Origin of the sequence: Kitasatospora sp. NPDC059577, assembly GCF_042735475.1 — a bacterium.
GTDB lineage: Bacteria > Actinomycetota > Actinomycetes > Streptomycetales > Streptomycetaceae > Kitasatospora.
Genome location: NZ_JBHWBZ010000019.1, coordinates 16,156 through 33,056, shown reverse-complemented (window position 1 = coordinate 33,056; position 16,901 = coordinate 16,156). Strand labels below are relative to the sequence as shown.

14 protein-coding genes are annotated in these 16,901 nt (G+C 74.3%); 12 read left to right on the top strand and 2 right to left on the bottom strand.

Going from position 1 to position 16,901, the window contains the following annotated elements; all coding sequences use genetic code 11:
• Positions 1–13 precede the first annotated feature (13 nt).
• Together ACFV0O_RS17420 and ACFV0O_RS17415 are read left to right on the top strand one after the other, a co-directional pair.
• On the top strand, positions 14–1,795 hold the full coding sequence (locus ACFV0O_RS17420) for a glycoside hydrolase family 15 protein (RefSeq protein ID WP_380342237.1): 1,782 nt from the start codon (positions 14–16) through the stop codon (positions 1,793–1,795).
• Between the two features lie 113 nt (positions 1,796–1,908).
• Positions 1,909–2,412: an SRPBCC family protein gene (locus ACFV0O_RS17415; RefSeq protein WP_380342234.1), complete on the top strand. Its 504-nt coding sequence runs from the start codon at positions 1,909–1,911 to the stop codon at positions 2,410–2,412.
• Between the two features lie 159 nt (positions 2,413–2,571).
• Here the strand turns inward: ACFV0O_RS17415 and ACFV0O_RS17410 are convergent, their stop codons facing one another.
• Complete coding sequence (locus ACFV0O_RS17410) at positions 2,572–3,162, bottom strand: antibiotic biosynthesis monooxygenase (RefSeq protein WP_380342231.1); 591 nt, start codon at positions 3,160–3,162, stop codon at positions 2,572–2,574.
• Between the two features lie 219 nt (positions 3,163–3,381).
• On the opposite strand from ACFV0O_RS17410, the gene ACFV0O_RS17405 reads away from it, so the two are divergent.
• The 7 genes from ACFV0O_RS17405 to ACFV0O_RS17375 all read left to right on the top strand — a co-directional run bounded on the left by ACFV0O_RS17405 (position 3,382) and on the right by ACFV0O_RS17375 (position 12,496).
• Positions 3,382–4,677 carry an aminotransferase class I/II-fold pyridoxal phosphate-dependent enzyme gene (locus tag ACFV0O_RS17405; protein WP_380342229.1) on the top strand — a complete coding sequence of 432 codons (1,296 nt, stop codon included), beginning with the start codon at positions 3,382–3,384 and terminating at the stop codon, positions 4,675–4,677.
• 340 nt (positions 4,678–5,017) lie between these two features.
• Complete coding sequence (gene egtA, locus ACFV0O_RS17400; RefSeq protein ID WP_380342226.1) at positions 5,018–6,250, top strand: ergothioneine biosynthesis glutamate--cysteine ligase EgtA; 1,233 nt, start codon at positions 5,018–5,020, stop codon at positions 6,248–6,250.
• Positions 6,247–7,689, top strand: coding sequence for an ergothioneine biosynthesis protein EgtB (gene egtB, locus ACFV0O_RS17395; RefSeq protein WP_380342223.1), 1,443 nt, complete (start codon positions 6,247–6,249; stop codon positions 7,687–7,689). Before egtA ends, egtB begins: the two co-directional genes overlap by 4 nt.
• On the top strand, positions 7,689–8,438 hold the full coding sequence (gene egtC / locus ACFV0O_RS17390; RefSeq protein WP_380342220.1) for an ergothioneine biosynthesis protein EgtC: 750 nt from the start codon (positions 7,689–7,691) through the stop codon (positions 8,436–8,438). Before egtB ends, egtC begins: the two co-directional genes overlap by 1 nt.
• Before the next feature lie 45 nt (positions 8,439–8,483).
• A complete protein-coding gene (gene egtD / locus ACFV0O_RS17385) occupies positions 8,484–9,455 on the top strand; it encodes an L-histidine N(alpha)-methyltransferase (protein ID WP_380342217.1) in 972 nt (323 codons plus the stop codon).
• A 189-nt stretch (positions 9,456–9,644) separates the two neighbouring features.
• Entirely contained in the window at positions 9,645–11,072 is a 1,428-nt protein-coding gene (locus tag ACFV0O_RS17380) for a sugar porter family MFS transporter (protein ID WP_380342404.1), read from the top strand.
• A 293-nt stretch (positions 11,073–11,365) separates the two neighbouring features.
• Complete coding sequence (locus ACFV0O_RS17375; RefSeq protein ID WP_380342401.1) at positions 11,366–12,496, top strand: nitric oxide synthase oxygenase; 1,131 nt, start codon at positions 11,366–11,368, stop codon at positions 12,494–12,496.
• 106 nt (positions 12,497–12,602) lie between these two features.
• Here the strand turns inward: ACFV0O_RS17375 and ACFV0O_RS17370 are convergent, their stop codons facing one another.
• Positions 12,603–13,265, bottom strand: a complete 663-nt coding sequence (locus ACFV0O_RS17370; RefSeq protein ID WP_380342214.1) for a TetR/AcrR family transcriptional regulator — start codon at positions 13,263–13,265, stop codon at positions 12,603–12,605.
• Between the two features lie 185 nt (positions 13,266–13,450).
• On the opposite strand from ACFV0O_RS17370, the gene ACFV0O_RS17365 reads away from it, so the two are divergent.
• From ACFV0O_RS17365 to fabG, 3 genes are read left to right on the top strand one after another with little or no spacing between them, the layout of a single operon-like run.
• Positions 13,451–14,614: an acyl-CoA dehydrogenase family protein gene (locus ACFV0O_RS17365; protein WP_380342211.1), complete on the top strand. Its 1,164-nt coding sequence runs from the start codon at positions 13,451–13,453 to the stop codon at positions 14,612–14,614.
• Between the two features lie 30 nt (positions 14,615–14,644).
• Entirely contained in the window at positions 14,645–15,844 is a 1,200-nt protein-coding gene (locus tag ACFV0O_RS17360) for a thiolase family protein (RefSeq protein WP_380342209.1), read from the top strand.
• Between the two features lie 40 nt (positions 15,845–15,884).
• A complete protein-coding gene (gene fabG, locus ACFV0O_RS17355) occupies positions 15,885–16,643 on the top strand; it encodes a 3-oxoacyl-ACP reductase FabG (protein ID WP_360250051.1) in 759 nt (252 codons plus the stop codon).
• The last annotated feature ends 258 nt before the right edge of the window (positions 16,644–16,901 follow it).

Genomic DNA, 16,901 nt, shown 5'->3' with positions numbered 1-16,901 from the left:
CACAATGGGCGTGATGACCGGAGGCATCGAGGACTACGCCCTCATCGGCGACCTGCAGACCGCCGCCCTCGTAGGCCGGGACGGATCGGTCGACTGGCTCTGCCTGCCCCGCTTCGACTCCCCCAGCTGCTTCGCCGGACTGCTCGGCGACCGGGACCACGGCTCCTGGCGGATCGCCCCGGCCGGCTCCGCCGAGTGCCACGCCCGCCGCTACCGGGGCGACACCCTCGTCCTGGAGAGCGAGTGGCAGGCCCCCGACGGACGGGTGCGGATCACGGACTTCATGCCGCAGCGCGGCCGGGGCGGGCAGCGCGACCCCCAGCTGATCCGGATCGTCGAGGGCCTCGACGGCACCGTCCCGATGCGCGGCGCCCTGCGACTGCGCTTCAACTACGGCCGGATCGACCCGTGGGTCCGGCGCACCGCGCACCACCGGGTCGCCGTCGCCGGACCCGACTCCGCCTGGCTGCGGGTGCCCCCCGGGGTCCACACCTACGGACTGGACGGCGTCACCGTCTCCGAGTTCACCGTCACCGCCGGACTGCGCGTCCCGTTCGTCCTCACCTGGCAGCCCTCCCACCTGACCTCCGCCCCGCGCACCGACCCCGAACAGGCGCTGCTCGCCACGCTCGACCGGTGGCAGCACTGGGCGTCCGGCTGCCGGTACCGGGGCGAGTGGCGCACCGCCGTCCTGCGGTCGCTGCTCACCCTCAAGGCGCTCGCCTACGCCCCCACCGGCGGGATCGTCGCGGCCGCCACCTCCTCCCTGCCGGAGCGGATCGGCGGCACGCGCAACTGGGACTACCGCTTCTGCTGGCTGCGCGACTCCTCGATGACCCTCTCCGCCCTGCTGCGCGGGGGGTTCCGGGAGGAGGCCGCCGCCTGGTGCCGCTGGCTGCTGCGTGCCATCGCCGGAGGCCCCCGCCACGTCCAGGCCGTGTACGGGGTCGCCGGGGAGCGGGTGCTCGGCGAGACCGTCGCCGGCTGGCTGCCCGGGTACGAGGGCTCGCGGCCGGTCCGCTTCGGCAACGCCGCCGTCGACCAGCTCCAACTCGACGTCTACGGCGAGGTGGTGGACACCCTCCACCTCGCACTGCTGGCGGGACTGCCGATGGAGCGGCACGTCTGGACGCTGCTGCGCTCGCTGATGGACCACCTCGAACAGCACTGGCGCGAGCCGGACGAAGGACTGTGGGAAGTGCGCGGCGGACGGCGGCACTTCGTCCACTCCAAGGTGATGTGCTGGGTCGCCGCAGACCGCGCCGTACGGCTCGCCGAGACCACCGGACTGCCCGCGCCGGTCGACCGCTGGCGGGCGCTGCGCGACGCCGTCCACGCCGACGTCTGCGAGAACGGCTACGACCGGAAACGCGGCGTGTTCGTCCAGCACTACGGCGGGCGGGGGCTGGACGCGGCCACCCTGTTCGTGGTCAAGAGCGGCTTCCTGCCGCCGGACGACCCCCGGGTGGTGCGCACCGTGGACGCCGTCCGGGACGGGCTCGACCACGGCGGGCTGGTACGCCGCTACCGGGCCGGGACGAACGGCGACGGGCTGCCGGGCGGCGAAGGCGCCTTCCTGGCCTGCTCGTTCTGGCTCGCCGACGCGCTCGCCGCGACCGGGCGGACGGACGAGGCACGCGCCCTGTTCGCGCGGGTGGTCGGGCTCGCCAACGACCTCGGGCTGCTCTCCGAGGAGTGGGACCCGTACGCCCGCCGCCAACTCGGCAACACGCCACAGGCGTTCAGCCACGTGGCGCTGGTCAACACCGCCTTCGCCCTGGCCGAACCGGAGTAGCGGCGACGCCGGGGGTGGCGGTGCGAGCCGGGGCAGGGGTGGCGGTGCGGGCCGGGGTAGCGGTACGGGCCGGAACGGGTCCGGGAGGCCCGACGCGGGGCTAGGGTGGGGCCGTGGACCCCAACCACTACCGTTTCCAGGGCGTTTGGCGGCTCGCGGCACCGGCACCGGCCGTGTTCGCGGCGCTGGAGGACGTCGGGAACTACCCCCGCTGGTGGCCCGAGATCCTCGACGCCCGGCGGACCGGGGAGGACTCCGGGGAGATGGTGGTGCGCGCCCTGCTGCCGTACCGGCTGGTGATCGGCCTGGAGGCACGTCGACGCGACCCGGCGACCGGGGTACTGGAGGTCGCGATGCGGGGTGACCTCGACGGCTGGTCGCGGTTCACCGTCGCCCCGGAGACCCCGGAGGCCCCGGCCGGCGGGGGTGCGGGTGAGGGCCGGGCGGGCACCCGGGTGCTGTTCGAGGAGGACACCCGGCCGGGGAAGGCGCTGCTGCGCCGCCTGGCCCTGCCGCTGCACCCGGTGTTCCGGGCCAACCACGCGGTGATGATGCGCCGGGGGCGGCGCGGGCTGGCGGCGTACCTGGCGGGCGGCGCGACGGAGGGACACGGCTGACGGATGACGAAGGTCAGCCGACGACTTTCAGCGAACAGATGACAGCTGACAGCTTTCGAAATCTGTCAGCTGTCATCTGTCGGCTGTTCGCCGGTGTCCGTTCGCGGCCGCCGTCGCCCGCGTCACCGGGCCTCCGTCACCCGCCGGCGGCCCGGCGCCTCAGCCCTTCGCCTCCCGGAACAGCCACCGCCGCAGCGCCCGCGTCACCACCGGCAGCGCCGCGTACGTCATCAGCACGCTGATCAGCGGCGCGGTGACCAGCGGCCGGACGGCCACCGGCAGGCCCGTCAGGTGCGGCCCGAGCACGACCGCGGAGACCACGACCAGGGGCGCGATGGCGACGGTCGAGGCCACCGCCATCTTCCAGCGCACCGGCGGGCGGCGCTGTGCGGCACCCGGGGTGGTGGCGAACCAGCCCTCCATCCCGTGGATCTCGTGCCGGTGGACCTCGTGGTGGTGGCCGTCCGCCCTGGCGAAGCAGGCCGCCCGCACCGGGGAGGTCTGCCAGGAGCGGAAGGCCTCGGCGTCGCGGAAGTGCAGCAGCAGGTGCCAGGGGTCGTCCGGCCCGGACGGGCGGAGCAGACCGGTGCCGAGGTTGCCCGCGTGCTCCGTGGCCGCGGCGAGGATGTTCTTCGCCCACAGCTCGAAGGCCTCCTCGAAGCCCGGCTCCACCCGCCGCGCCACGAACAGCGTGAACTCCTCGCCCTGTTCGTCCTGCTCACCGACCGCCCCCCGTGCCGTCGCCGCCATCCCGCAGCCCCTCTCCCCGTGCGTCTGCGTACGTCCCCGTACGTTCCCGTACGCCCCCGTACGTCCCCGTGTGTGCGCCCGCGCGCCTCCGGGGCCGCGAGCCGCCGGGCAGCCTACGGGCCGCCGGGTGATCCGCCCACCCGTGCCCGAACCGTGGGACGCGACGGCCCCACCGGGGCTAGCGTGGCCGGAGCGTCCCGACGCACCGGAGGCCCGCCCATGACCCCGACGCCCGACACGCCCGACACGCCCGACACGCCCGCCGCGCCCACCGGCCCCACCGGCTCCCCGGGCTCCGGCCCGACCGGCTCCGGCTTCGCCCCGGACTTCGGCTTCGACGCCCCCTTCGACCGCACCGGCACGGGAAGCAGCAAGTGGGCCCGCACGGACGGCGTCCCCGGGGTGATCCCGATGGGCCTCGCCGACATGGACCTCCCCGGCCCGCCCGCCATCGCCGAGGCCCTGCGCCGGCGCGCCGGCCACCGCGCGTACGGCTACACGGTGTGCGATCCGGCCGGCCGCTCGCTGGTGGCCGACTGGTACCGCGCCCGGCACGGCGTCAAAGTCGATCCGGACTGGGTCCTGCTGCTGCCCTGTGGCCCCCGCACCGCCCTGCGCGTCCTGTTGGAGACCGTCGTACGGGGGGCCGAACGGCCGGACGCCGGGGGGACGGCGGCGCCCGTCCTGTTCCCGACGCCCGAGTGGGGCGGCTTCGCCCAGCTCTGCCGCGCGGCGCGCATCGGGTACCGGGAGCTGCCCCTGGCCGCCGGCCCGGACGGCCCGCGGCTCCCGCCCGGGCCGTTCCCCGGCCCCGTCGCCGCCGTCCTGCTCAGCAGCCCGCACAACCCGTCCGCCCGGGTCTGGCCCGCCGACCAGCTGCGCGCCCTGGCCGGTCGGGCCGCGGAGGCGGGCGCGCTGCTGGTCTCGGACGAGGTGCACGGCGACCTCACCCATCCCGGTCACGTCCACCCGGTCGCCGTCACCACCGTCGACCCGGCGCACCGGCACCTCGCCGTCACGCTCAACTCGGTCGGCAAGACCTTCAACTGTTCGGGGATCCCCAGCAGTTTCGCCCTGGTCCCGGACCCCGCGCTGCGCGGCCGGTTCGCGGACGCCCTGGCCGGCTACGGCCTGTGGGAGGGCGGCCTGTTGGAGCAGACCGTGCAGTGGGCGGCGCTGTGCGAGGGCGGCCCGTGGCTGGACGCGCTGCTCGCCCACCTCGCCGCCGCCCGTACCCGGCTCACCGGCGTGCTCGGGCCGGCCGTCCGCTCGGCCCCGCAGGCGTCCTACCTGCTCTGGCTGGACGCCGCCGCCCTCGGGCTGCCGGTTCCGGCCGCCCGCCGGGCGCTGCTGGAGCGCTGCGGCCTGGAGGCCTCCGACGGTACCGACTTCGGCCCCGGCGGCCACGGTTCGCTGCGGTTGAACTACGCCCTGCCGGGCCCGGTCCTGGATGTCGTCCTCGCCCGGCTGGCGCTGCTCGGGCGGCCGGGCGCGGCGGGCGCCGGCCTCCGGTGACCCGGGCATGTGCCGGGGTCACGCACCCCGGGTGAGCGCCCGCGCACAGCCTGCCGAACTCCCCTCCATCACCCGTTCGCCATGCCCCTGACCTGCAGAAACGAACGTTCACACGATTTTTGCGAAGCGCCCCCGCATGCTCCGTAGCAGACTGGGCAAGGTAGACCGGGCCGCAATCGTGATCCCGAGGATGGTGAGTCCGGTGATACCGACATCCCGCACCACTCCGCCCCACCGGCAGAGCACGCCACCACCCCCGACGGGGGTGACCCCGCTGACCGAATCGGGGGCGCGCAGCCACGTGTCGGGCGTCTGTTTCAAGATCGGACCGCCTCGACTGGTGGGTGTCGAGGTCGAGTGGTTCGTCCATGACGATCGATGTCCCACCCGGCCCGTACGGCCGGAACTGCTCCACGCCGCGCTGGAGTCGCTGCCCCTCGGCGGCACCGACGGCACCTCGCTCCCCTCCGGTTCGCGCCTCACGCTCGAACCCGGCGGACAGGTCGAGCTCAGCTCCCCGCCCGCCATCGGCCTCCTGGCCTGCGTCGACGGCACCCGACGTGATCTGACCGCCCTGCGGGCCGCCTTCGCGGCACAGGGCCTGCGACTCACCGGCACCGGGACGGACCCGCTCGCCCGCCCCCGCCGGATGGTGCTGGACCACCCCCGCTACCTCGCGATGGAGCGCTTCTTCGACTCCGCCGGGCCCTGGGGCCGGATCATGATGACCGGTACCGCGTCGGTGCAGGTGTGCCTGGACGCCGGCGAGGCGGACGGCCCGCACGCGGTGGAACGCCGCTGGCAGCTGGTCCACCGGCTGGGCCCGGTGCTGGTCGCCGCCTTCGCCAACTCCCCGCTGCTGGACGGCAGGCCGACCGGCCACCGGTCGACCCGGCAGACCGTCTGGTCCCGGATGGACCCGACCCGCACGCTGGCCCCGGAGCCGGACCACGGCGACCCGCGCGAGGCCTGGGCGCAGTACGTGCTGGACGCCGAAGTGCTGTGCGTGCAACGGCCGGAGGGGCTGCCGTGGACGGCCCCGCCCGGGGTGAGCTTCCGCGACTGGATCCGCGGCGCGGGCGAACGCCCGCCCACGCTCGCCGACCTGGACTACCACCGCACCACCCTCTTCCCGCCGGTGCGCCCCCGCGGCCACCTGGAGCTGCGGATGATCGACGCCCAGCCCGGGGACGGCTGGATGGTGGTCGCCGCGCTGGTCACCGCGCTGCTGGACGACCCGGTGGCCGCCGACACCGCGCTGGCCGCGCTGGAGCCGCTGGACTCCTCCGACCGGGCGGACCGGTCCGGCGGTCCGCGGCCGCCGCGCAGCGACGCCTGGCGCCGCGCCGCCACCCTGGCGGTCGCCGACCGCGAACTGCGCCGCGCCACCCTCGCCTGCTTCGCCGCCGCCGACGCCGCGCTGGGCCGCCTGCCCGGCGCCGGGTGGCTGCGCACCGCCGTCGCCGAGTTCGCCGAGCGCTACCCCGCGCGCGGCCGCTGTCCGGCCGACGACCAGCTGGACGCCCTGCGCTCCGGCACCCGACGCACTCCCACGGAGGAGGCCGCACCATGACCGACGTCCGACCGAACGGCCCGATCGCAGCCCCCGCCGAGGGATCCGGCGCGGCCCGCGCCTCAGGGACGGCCGCCGCCACGGAGGCGGCCCGCAGGGCCGGTACGGCCCGCGGCATCGAGGCCGCCCGCGGCATCGAGGACCTGCGCGAGACCATCGCCGCCGAGCTGCTGGCCGCCCGCGCCCGGACCGCCGCGCTGACCGACTGCGTCGAGGACCGCGACCTGACCGCCCAGCACTCCCCGTTGATGTCCCCGCTGGTCTGGGACCTCGCGCACATCGGCAACCAGGAGGAGCTCTGGCTGCTGCGCAACGTCGGCGGCCGGGAGCCGATGCGCCCGGAGATCGACGGGCTGTACGACGCCTTCCAGCACCCCCGGTCCGAGCGCCCCGGCCTGCCGCTGCTGCCGCCCGACGAGGCCCGCGCCTACTCGCACGAGGTGCGCGGCCGGGTGCTGGACATGCTCGCCGCCAGTCCGCTGGAGGGCGCGCCGCTGCTGACGGCCGGCTTCGCGTTCGGGATGATCGCGCAGCACGAGCAGCAGCACGACGAAACCATGCTGATCACCCATCAGCTGCGGACCGGCGAGCCGGCCCTGGCCGCTCCCCCGCCGCCCCCGGCACCGGCCGACGCGGCCGGGCTGCCCGCCGAGATCCTCATCCCCGCGGGGCCGTTCACCATGGGGACGGACACCGAGCCGTGGGCGCTGGACAACGAGCGCCCGGCGCACACCGTCGACCTGCCGGACTTCCTGCTGGACACCACACCGGTCACCAACGCCGCCTACCAGCGCTTCATCGCGGACGGCGGCTACGACGATCCGCGCTGGTGGACGACGGAGGGCTGGGCGCACCGGCAGCGCGCCGACCTGACCGCCCCGCTGTTCTGGCAGTACCGGGACGGCGCATGGCTGCGCCGCCGCTTCGGCGCCGTCGAACCGGTCGAGCCCGACGAGCCGGTGCTGCACGTCAGTTGGTACGAGGCCGACGCGTACGCCCGGTGGGCCGGGCGGCGGCTGCCGACCGAGGCGGAGTGGGAGAAGGCGGCCCGGCACGATCCGGTCACCGGGCGCTCCCGCCGCTACCCCTGGGGCGACGCGGCCCCCGGGCCCGAGCACGCCAACCTCGGCCAGCGCCATCTGCGCCCGGCCGGGGCCGGCAGCTACCCGGAGGGCCGGTCCCCCTACGGCGTACGGCAGTTGATCGGCGACGTGTGGGAGTGGACGGCCAGCGACTTCCGCCCCTACCCGGGCTTCCACGCCTGGCCGTACCAGGAGTACTCGGAGGTCTTCTTCGGCCCCGAGTACAAGGTGCTGCGCGGCGGCTGCTTCGCGGTGGCGCCGGTCGCCTGCCGGGGGACGTTCCGCAACTGGGACTACCCGGTCCGCCGGCAGATCTTCGCCGGATTCCGCACCGCACGCGACCTGGAGTGCGCCTGATGTGCCGTCACCTCGCCTACCTGGGCGAGCCGGTGGCACCGCAGGACGTGCTGGTACACCCGCCGTACGGGCTGCACCGACAGTCCTGGGCGCCCCGGACGCAGCGGTACGGCACGGTCAACGTGGACGGCTTCGGCCTCGGCTGGTACGCGGACGGCGACGAGGTGCCCGCCCGCTACCGCCGCACCGGGCCGATCTGGGCCGACGCGACCTTCGCCGACCTGGCCCGGGTGGTCCGCACCCGGGCACTGCTGGCCGCGGTGCGCTCGGCGACCGAGGGCTGCGCGGCGGGCGAGAGCGCGGCCGCGCCGTTCGGCGCCGAACGCTGGCTGTTCAGCCACAACGGCGCGGTGGCCGGCTGGCCGGGCAAGCTGGACGCCCTGGCCGCGCTGCTCCCGCCGGCCGAGCTGCTGGAGCTGGAGGCCCGCACCGACTCGGCCCTGCTCTGGGCCCTGACCCTGCACCGGCTGCGGGCAGGCGCCGGGCTCGGCGAGGCGCTGGCGGGCACCGTCGCGGACGTCGCCGCGCACACGACCGGGCGGCTCAACCTGCTGCTCGCCGACGGCACCGCGATCGCCGCGACCACCTGGGGCGACACCCTGCACCACCGGACCCTGCCGGACCTCGGGACGGTGGTGGCCTCCGAACCGTACGACGACGAGCCGGGCTGGACGCCCGTCCCGGACGGCTCGCTGCTGCTGGTCGACGCGCGCGGCACGAGCGTCCACCGGCTCCCCGGCCGCGACTGAATCCCCACTCTCCCTTCATCTTCTGAACAGAGGAACCACCCTGTCATGGACACCTTTGATCTCACCCGACTGCTGCCCGGCGACCACTTCAGCACCGCCCTGCGCCACGACGTGCAGCACGGACTCACCGCCGACCCCAAGCGGCTGCCGCCGAAGTGGTTCTACGACGCGCGCGGCAGCGAGCTGTTCGAGGAGATCACCCGGCTGCCCGAGTACTACCCGACCCGCGCCGAGCGGGCCATCCTGACCGCCCGAGCGGGCGAGATCGCCGCGGCCACCCGGGCCCGGACCCTGGTCGAGCTGGGCTCCGGCTCCTCCGAGAAGACCCGGCTGCTGCTGGACGCCCTGCGCGCGCTCGACACCCTGGAGACCTACGTCCCGGTGGACGTCAGCGAGAGCGCGCTGACCTCGGCCGGCGGCGCGCTCGCCGCCGAGTACCCCGGGCTGGCCGTGCACGGTGTGCTGGCCGACTTCACGGCCCGGCTCGGCCTGCCCCCGGACGGCGGCCCCCGCCTGGTCGCCTTCCTCGGCGGCACCCTCGGCAATCTGCTGCCCGAGGAGCGCGCGGCCTTCCTGCGCGGCCTGCGGGCCGCCCTCGACCCGGGCGACTTCCTGCTGCTCGGCACCGACCTGGTCAAGGACCCGGCGGTGCTGGTCGCCGCCTACGACGACTCCGCCGGGGTGACCGCCGAGTTCAACCGGAACGTGCTCAACGTGCTCAACCGCGAGCTGGGCGCCGACTTCGACCCGGACGCCTTCGAGCACGTCGCGCTCTGGGACGCCGACCGGGAGTGGATCGAGATGCGGCTGCGCTCGCTGCGCTCGCAGACCGTGAAGATCCCGGCCCTGGACCTGCCGGTGCACTTCTCCCGCGGCGAGGAGCTGCGCACCGAGGTGTCGGCGAAGTTCCGCCGCGAGCGGGTGGCCGCGGAGCTGGCGGCCGCCGGGCTGCGGCTGAGCCACTGGTGGACGGACCCGGAGGGCCGGTTCGGGCTCTCGCTCGCCGCCCCGGCCTGAGCGGGCCGCCGGTCGGCCGCCCGGTCACGCACCGGGCGGCCGGCTGCCCGGAAACGCTCGGGCGGCCCAATTTGCTTGTTCACCTTACGAATTCTCTGAGCACGGATCGACCCTCCCCGTGTACAAGAGTTAAACGAACACGGGTTACGATCGCGGCTACCGAGCTCAGAGTTGAGTACCAGGAGTCAGATCGTGAGCGTCACCCAGAAGCCCTCCGGGGCAGTCGAGGCCCCCGCGCCCGGCCGCCTCGGTTTCGTCGTCTTCATCACCGCTGCCGCGGCCCTCGGTGGGTTCCTGTTCGGCTACGACAGCTCCGTGATCAACGGCGCCGTCTCCGGCATCCAGGAGAAGTTCGGCGTCGGTGACGGCGTGACCGGCCTGATCGTCTCCTCGGCCCTGCTGGGCTCGGCGGTCGGCGCGGCAGTGGCCGGCCGGTTCGCCGACCGGTACGGCCGCATCAAGGTCATGAAGGCGGGCGCGCTGCTGTTCGCGGTCAGCGCGGTCGGCTCGATGCTGCCGTTCTCCGCCTGGGACCTCGCCCTGTGGCGCGTCCTCGGCGGCGCCGCCATCGGCATCGCCTCGGTGATCGCCCCGACCTACATCGCCGAGGTCGCGCCGACCAAGTACCGGGGCCGGCTGGCCTCCTTCCAGCAGGCCGCGATCGTGCTGGGCATCGCGATCTCCCAGCTGGTGAACTGGATGCTGGCGCAGGCCGCCGGCGGCGACACCCGCGGGCAGCTGCTCGGCCTGGAGGCCTGGCAGTGGATGCTCGGCATCTGCGTCGTCCCGGCCGCGGTCTACTTCGTGCTCGCCTCGGTCATCCCCGAGTCCCCGCGCTACCTGATCCAGGCCGACCGCCTGGCGGACGCCCGCAAGGTGCTCGCCGAGGTCGAGGGCGAGGGCGTGGACACCGACGCCCGGATCGCCGAGGTCCGGGCACTGATCGCCTCCGACCACCGCCCGCGCTTCCGCGACCTGCTCGGCGGCCGCTCCGGCCTGCTGCCGATCGTCTGGGTCGGCATCGGCCTGTCGGTCTTCCAGCAGCTGGTCGGCATCAACGTGATCTTCTACTACTCGTCGATCCTGTGGCAGTCGGTCGGCATCGACCAGAGCAACTCGCTGATGATCAGCTTCATCGGCTCGGTCATCAACATCCTCGGCACCGTGATCGCGATCGTGCTGGTCGACCGGATCGGCCGCAAGCCGCTCGCCCTGATCGGCTCGGTCGGCATGGCGGTCGCGCTCGGCACGGCCGGCTGGGCGTTCTCCTCGGCCACCGGCAGCGGCGACAACCTCACCCTGCCCGACCTCCAGGGCACCGTCGCCCTGATCGCCGCCAACGCCTTCGTGCTGTTCTTCGCGCTGTCCTGGGGCGTGGTCGTCTGGGTGATGCTGGGCGAGATGTTCCCGAACCGGATCCGCGCCGCCGCGCTCTCCGTCGCCGCCTCGGCCCAGTGGATCGCCAACTGGGTGATCACCGTCTCGTTCCCCTCCATGGCGCGGTGGAACCTGTCGGTGACCTACCTGATCTACGCCGCCTTCGCGGCGCTGTCCATCCCCTTCGTGGCGAAGTACCTGAAGGAGACCAAGGGCGTCCGCCTGGAGGACATGGGCTGACAGCCGCACATCGGCTGATCCGACGATCGGACCTTCGGCCCCCGCACCCTAGCGCCCCGGCGCGGGAGCGGGGGCCGAATCGTTCACTCTCTGCGGTGGGCCGGGCACCTCCGGTACTCCTGTGCGGCAGGAGGGATGTGTCCTTGATCTTCAACCGGCTTCGCCCCCGCAGAACCCCGGCCGCCGCCACGACCGGCGGCTGCCCGTACGCCCACACCCACGCGCACCCGTCACCCCAGGAACGACCGGCGCACCCGGAGCCGGGCGGCCCCCGCGCCCAGGACGGCCCACAACTGCCGCCCCCGCCGCCGCCGTTCACCGACCCGGACCAGGCCACCGACTTCATCCGGCAGTTCCATCACGAGCGGCCCGCCGCCGGCGGCCCCGGGCCGCGACTGCGCGCCGTCCTCGACGAGATCGACCGCACCGGCAGCTACCGGCACACCCCCGCCGAACTCACCTACGGCGCCAAGCTCGCCTGGCGCAACGCCGCCCGCTGCATCGGCCGGCTCTACTGGCGCAGCCTGGTGGTCCGCGACCTGCGCCACCTCACCGAGCCCGACGACATCGCCGCCGAGTGCTTCGAGCACCTGCGGCTGGCGGGCAACGGCGGACGGATCCGCCCGGTGGTCTCGGTGTTCGCCCCCGACCGCCCGGACCGCCCGGCCGCCCGCATCCTCAACCAGCAGCTGGTCCGCTACGCCGGCCACCGGGTCGGCGGGGACGTCGACGGCGAGGACGTCGTCGGCGAGGACCTCGTCGGCGACCCGGCCGGCGCCGCGCTCACCGCCCGGGCCCGCGAGCTGGGCTGGAAGTGCGCCGAGGACCGCTTCGAGGTGCTGCCGCTGCTGATCCAGCAGCGGCCCGGCGAACGACCCGTCCGGTACGAACACCCGGACGACACCACCCTGGAGGTGCCGCTCCTCCACCCCGACCACGCGTGGTTCGCCGACCTCGGACTGCGCTGGTACGCGGTGCCCGCGATCAGCGACATGACCCTGGAGATCGGCGGCGTCCGCTACCCGACCGCTCCGTTCAACGGCTGGTACATGGGCACCGAGATCGGCGCCCGCAACCTCGCCGACGCCGACCGCTACGACATGCTCGGCACGGTCGCCGAGCGGCTGGGACTGGACACCTCCAGCGACCGCACGCTCTGGCGCGACCGCGCGCTGATCGAGCTCAACGTCGCCGTGCTGCACTCCTTCCAGGAGGCGGGGGTGACGATCGCCGACCACCACACCGAGTCGGAGCGCTTCCTCAAGCACGTCGCCCAGGAGGCGCGGCTCGGACGGCCGACCCCGGCGGACTGGAGCTGGATCGTGCCGCCGGTCTCGGGCGGCCTGACGCCGGTCTACCACCGGTACTACGACCCGGTCGACCCGGCGCTGCGGCCGGCCTTCGTCCCGCGCGAGGCCTGGTGACGGGTCCGCTCCGGGCGCCCCCGGTACGGACACCGGTGTCCGTGCCTGCGGCCCCCGCACCGGCACCGGCACCGGGGCGGGCACCCGCACGGCGGCCGACGGTCCGTCAGCAGCGTTCGGGCAGACGGGAGTAGCGCAGGGCGAGCCCGTCGAGCAGTGCCTCCAGGCCGGTCTCGAAGGCACCCTCGTCGACCGTCCCGCGGTGTCCGGCCAGGCGGTGCGCCTCGCCCAGGTGCGGGTAGTCGGCCGCGTCGTAGACCTGGGCGTCCGCCGGGAAGCCGGCCGCGAAGGAGGCCAGCGCGGAGCCGGTGACGAAGTAGCGCATCAGCGCGCCGATCCGGGTCGCCTGGCCGCGCGGCCACCCGGCCTCGACCAGGTGCCCGAAGACGGCGTCGGCCAGGCGCAGCGCGTTGGGCCGCCGCCCCGGCCCCTGGGCCAGGACGGGGACGATGTTGGGGTGGGCGGCCAGCGCGGCGCGGTAGGAACGGGCCCAGTCGCGCAGCGCCTGCGCCCAGGGGGTCCCGTCGGCCGCCGGCGCCCCGGTGCCCCCGAACATCGACAGGTCGACTTCGCCGATGACGCTGTCCACCACCGCGTCCAGCAGTTCGTCCTTGGTGGCGAAGTGGTTGTAGAGCGAGGGTCCGCTGACCGAGAGCTCGGTGGCGAGGCGGCGGGTGGAGAGGGCGTCCAGCCCCTCGTCGTCGATCAGCCGCAGCGCCGCGGCGACGATGCGCTCGCGGCTGAGCAGCGGGGTGCGTGGGCGGGCCATCTCGGCGGCTTCCTCCGGTTCCTCCGGCCGGGTTCCCCCGGCCGGGTGCGGTGGGGACCGATTCTGACAGGTGCCCCTTCCCAGCACGGGCCGGGCGGGGCTACAGTCCCCCCATAAAACTTGCAGCGCTAGTTTAATCGGTCCGGACCCCGCCCGGGCCCTGGACACCGGATTCGGGAGCCGCCGTGAACCTGGAGTTGTCCGAGGAGCAGAGCGCCGTCCGGGACCTCGCCGCCGCCTTCACCGACCGCGAGATCGTCCCGTACGCCACCGCCTGGGACCGCGCCGAATCCGTCGACCGCGCAATCGTCGGCAAGCTGGCGCAGGTCGGCTTCCTCGGCCTGACCATCCCCGAGGAGTACGGCGGCAGCGGCGGCGACCACCTCGCGTACTGCCTGGTCCTGGAGGAGCTCGGGCGCGGCGACTCGGCCGTGCGCGGGATCGTCTCGGTCTCGCTCGGCCTGGTCGGCAAGTCGATCAACGGCTTCGGCACCGAGGAACAGAAGCGGCACTGGCTGCCCCGGCTCACCTCGGGCGACGCGCTCGCCTGCTTCGCGCTCACCGAGCCCGGCACCGGCTCGGACGCCGCCAACCTCACCACCCGCGCCGTCCGGGACGGCTCGGACTGGCTGATCAGCGGCGCCAAGACCTTCATCACCAACGGCACCTGGGCCGACGTCGCCCTGGTCTTCGCCCGCACCGGCGGCGACGACCCGGAGCAGCGCGGCCACCGCGGCATCACCGCCTTCCTCGTCCCCACCGACCTGCCCGGCTTCACCCGCACCGAGATCCACGGCAAGCTCGGCCTGCGCGGCCAGGCCACCGCCGAACTCTCCTTCGACGACGTACGGGTGCCGGACGGCGCCCGGCTCGGCGAACTCGGCAAGGGCTTCACGGTCGCGATGGCCGCCCTGGCCAAGGGCCGGATGTCGGTCGCGGCCGGCTGCGTCGGCATCGCCCGCGCCTGCCTGGAGGCCGCCGTCCGCTACGCCGGCGAGCGCGAGCAGTTCGGCCGGCCGATCGCCTCGCACCAGCTCGTCCAGGAACTGCTGTCCGGCATCGCCGTGGACGTCGAGGCCGCCCGGCTGCTCACCTGGAAGGTCGCCGACCACATCGAGCGCGGCCTGCCCTTCGCCACCGAGTCCTCCGTCGCCAAGCTCTACGCGAGCGAGGCCGCCGTCCGGTCCGCCAACAACGCGCTCCAGGTCTTCGGCGGGTACGGGTTCATCGACGAGTACCCCGTCGGCAAGTACCTGCGCGACGCGCGGGTCATGACCCTCTACGAGGGCACCAGCCAGATCCACCACCTGCTCATCGGACGCGCCCTCACCGGCGTCAACGCGTTCTGACCCACCCCTTCCGACAAGGAGCCCGACGACGTGCGTCCCGTCTACTTCGCCGCAGCCCGCCGCACACCCATCGGCCGGCTGCGCGGAGCGCTCGCCACGGTCCGCCCCGACGACCTCTCGGCCACCGTGCTGCGCGCCCTGCTCGCCGACGTACCCGCCCTCGACCCCGCCCGGATCGACGACGTCTACTGGGGCGCCGCCAACCAGGCCGGCGAGGACAACCGCAACGCCGCCCGGATGGCCGTCCTGCTGGCCGGCCTGCCGGAGACCGTCCCCGGAGCCACCGTCAACCGGCTCTGCGCCTCCGGCCTGGAGGCCGTCACCCTCGCCGCCCGGGCCATCGGCTCCGGCGAGGCCGACGTGGTGCTGGCCGGCGGCTGCGAGTCGATGACCCGCGCCCCCTTCGTCCTGCCCCGCCCCGACGAGGCGCTGCCGCACCGGATGGAGACCTTCGACACCCGGCTCGGCTGGCGGCTCACCAACCCCCGGATGGCCGAACTGCACGGCGTGCTCAGCATGGGCGAGACCGCCGAGGAGGTCGCCACCCGGTACGGCATCACCCGGGAGCGCCAGGACGCGTTCGCGCTGCGCAGCCACCAGCGGGCCGCCGCCGCCCGCAAGGACGGGCACTTCGACGCCGAACTCGTCCCGGTCGCACGGCCGGACGGGGTGACGGTGAGCCGGGACGAGAGCATCCGCGAGGACACCAGCCCCGCCAAGCTCGCCGGGCTCAAGCCGGTCTTCCGCCCCGGGGGCACCGTCACCGCCGGGAACGCCTCGCCGATGAACGACGGCGCCGCCGGGCTGCTCCTGGTCGGCGAGGAGGCGCTGCACGACCTCGGACTGCAGCCGCTGGGCCGCTACGTGGCCGGCGCCTCGGCCGGGGTGCACCCCGACGTCATGGGCATCGGCCCCGTGCCGGCCACGGCGAAGGCGCTCGGGCGGGCCGGCTGGTCGCTCGCCGACCTGGAGACCGCCGAGCTGAACGAGGCCTTCGCCGCCCAGGCGCTGGCCTCGGCCGACGGCATCGGGTTCGACCCGGAGCAGGCCGACGAACTGGTCAACCCCAGCGGCGGGGCGATCGCCCTCGGCCACCCGCTCGGCGGCTCCGGCGCCCGCATCCTCACCACCCTGCTGCACCGGATGCGCCGCACCGGCGCCCGGCGCGGCCTCGCCACCATGTGCGTGGGCGTGGGGCAGGGTACGGCCGTGCTGGTCGAGAACGTCTGACAGCGGACACACACCACTTCCACACCTCCAAGGAGTTCACATGACGCGGTTCGCGGGGAAGGTCGCCGTGGTGACCGGCGCGGCACAGGGCATCGGAGCGGCCACCGCCCGCCTGCTGGCGGAGGAGGGCGCGGCGGTCGCCGTGGTCGACCTCAGCGCCGAGCGGGCGGCCGGGACGGTCGCCGAGATCACCGCCAAGGGCGGCACCGCCCGGGCGTACGGGTGCGACGTGGCCGACTACGACGCCGTCGAGGCGGTGTTCGCGCAGATCGCGGCCGACCTCGGCGGGGTGCACGTCCTGGTCAACAACGCCGGGATCACCCGGGACAACCTGTTCTTCAAGATGCCCAAGGCGGACTGGGACGCGGTGCTGACGGTCAACCTGACCAGCGCGTACAACTGCAGCCACGTCGCGCAGAAGTACATGGTGGCGCAGAAGTACGGGAAGATCGTCTCGCTCAGCTCGCGCTCCGCGCTCGGCAACCGAGGCCAGGCCAACTACGCGGCCGCCAAGGCCGGCATCCAGGGCCTCACCGCGACCCTGGCGATCGAGCTCGGGCCGTTCAACATCAACGTCAACGCCGTCGCCCCGGGCTACATCGCCACCGCGATGACCGCGGCCACCGCCGAGCGGATCGGCAGCTCCGCCGAGGACCAGCAGACCGAGGTCGCCGCCCGGACGCCGCTGCGCCGGGTCGGGCAGCCGGAGGAGATCGCGTCGGTGGTCGCCTTCCTGGCGAGCGAGGACGCCTCGTACGTCAGCGGGCAGACGCTGTACGTCAACGGCGGCGCCCGGTAGGTCGGCCGGCGGGGTTCGGTCGGCAGGTCGGCAGGCCGGCAGGCGGGGTTCGGTCGACAGGTCGGCGGCGCGTGGTCGCCCGGTCGGCCGAACACGGCGGTCCCGGTTGAACAGGGCGATGAGCAGCAGATACGCTTGATATTCATTGAATATGGCTGACGCGCCCTCACATGGCCGTCCCAGGTGCACGGTTACCTTCACCTGGGATGGCCTTTACCTTTTCTCGTGGCCGAGCATGACCATGGCGGTGATCATATG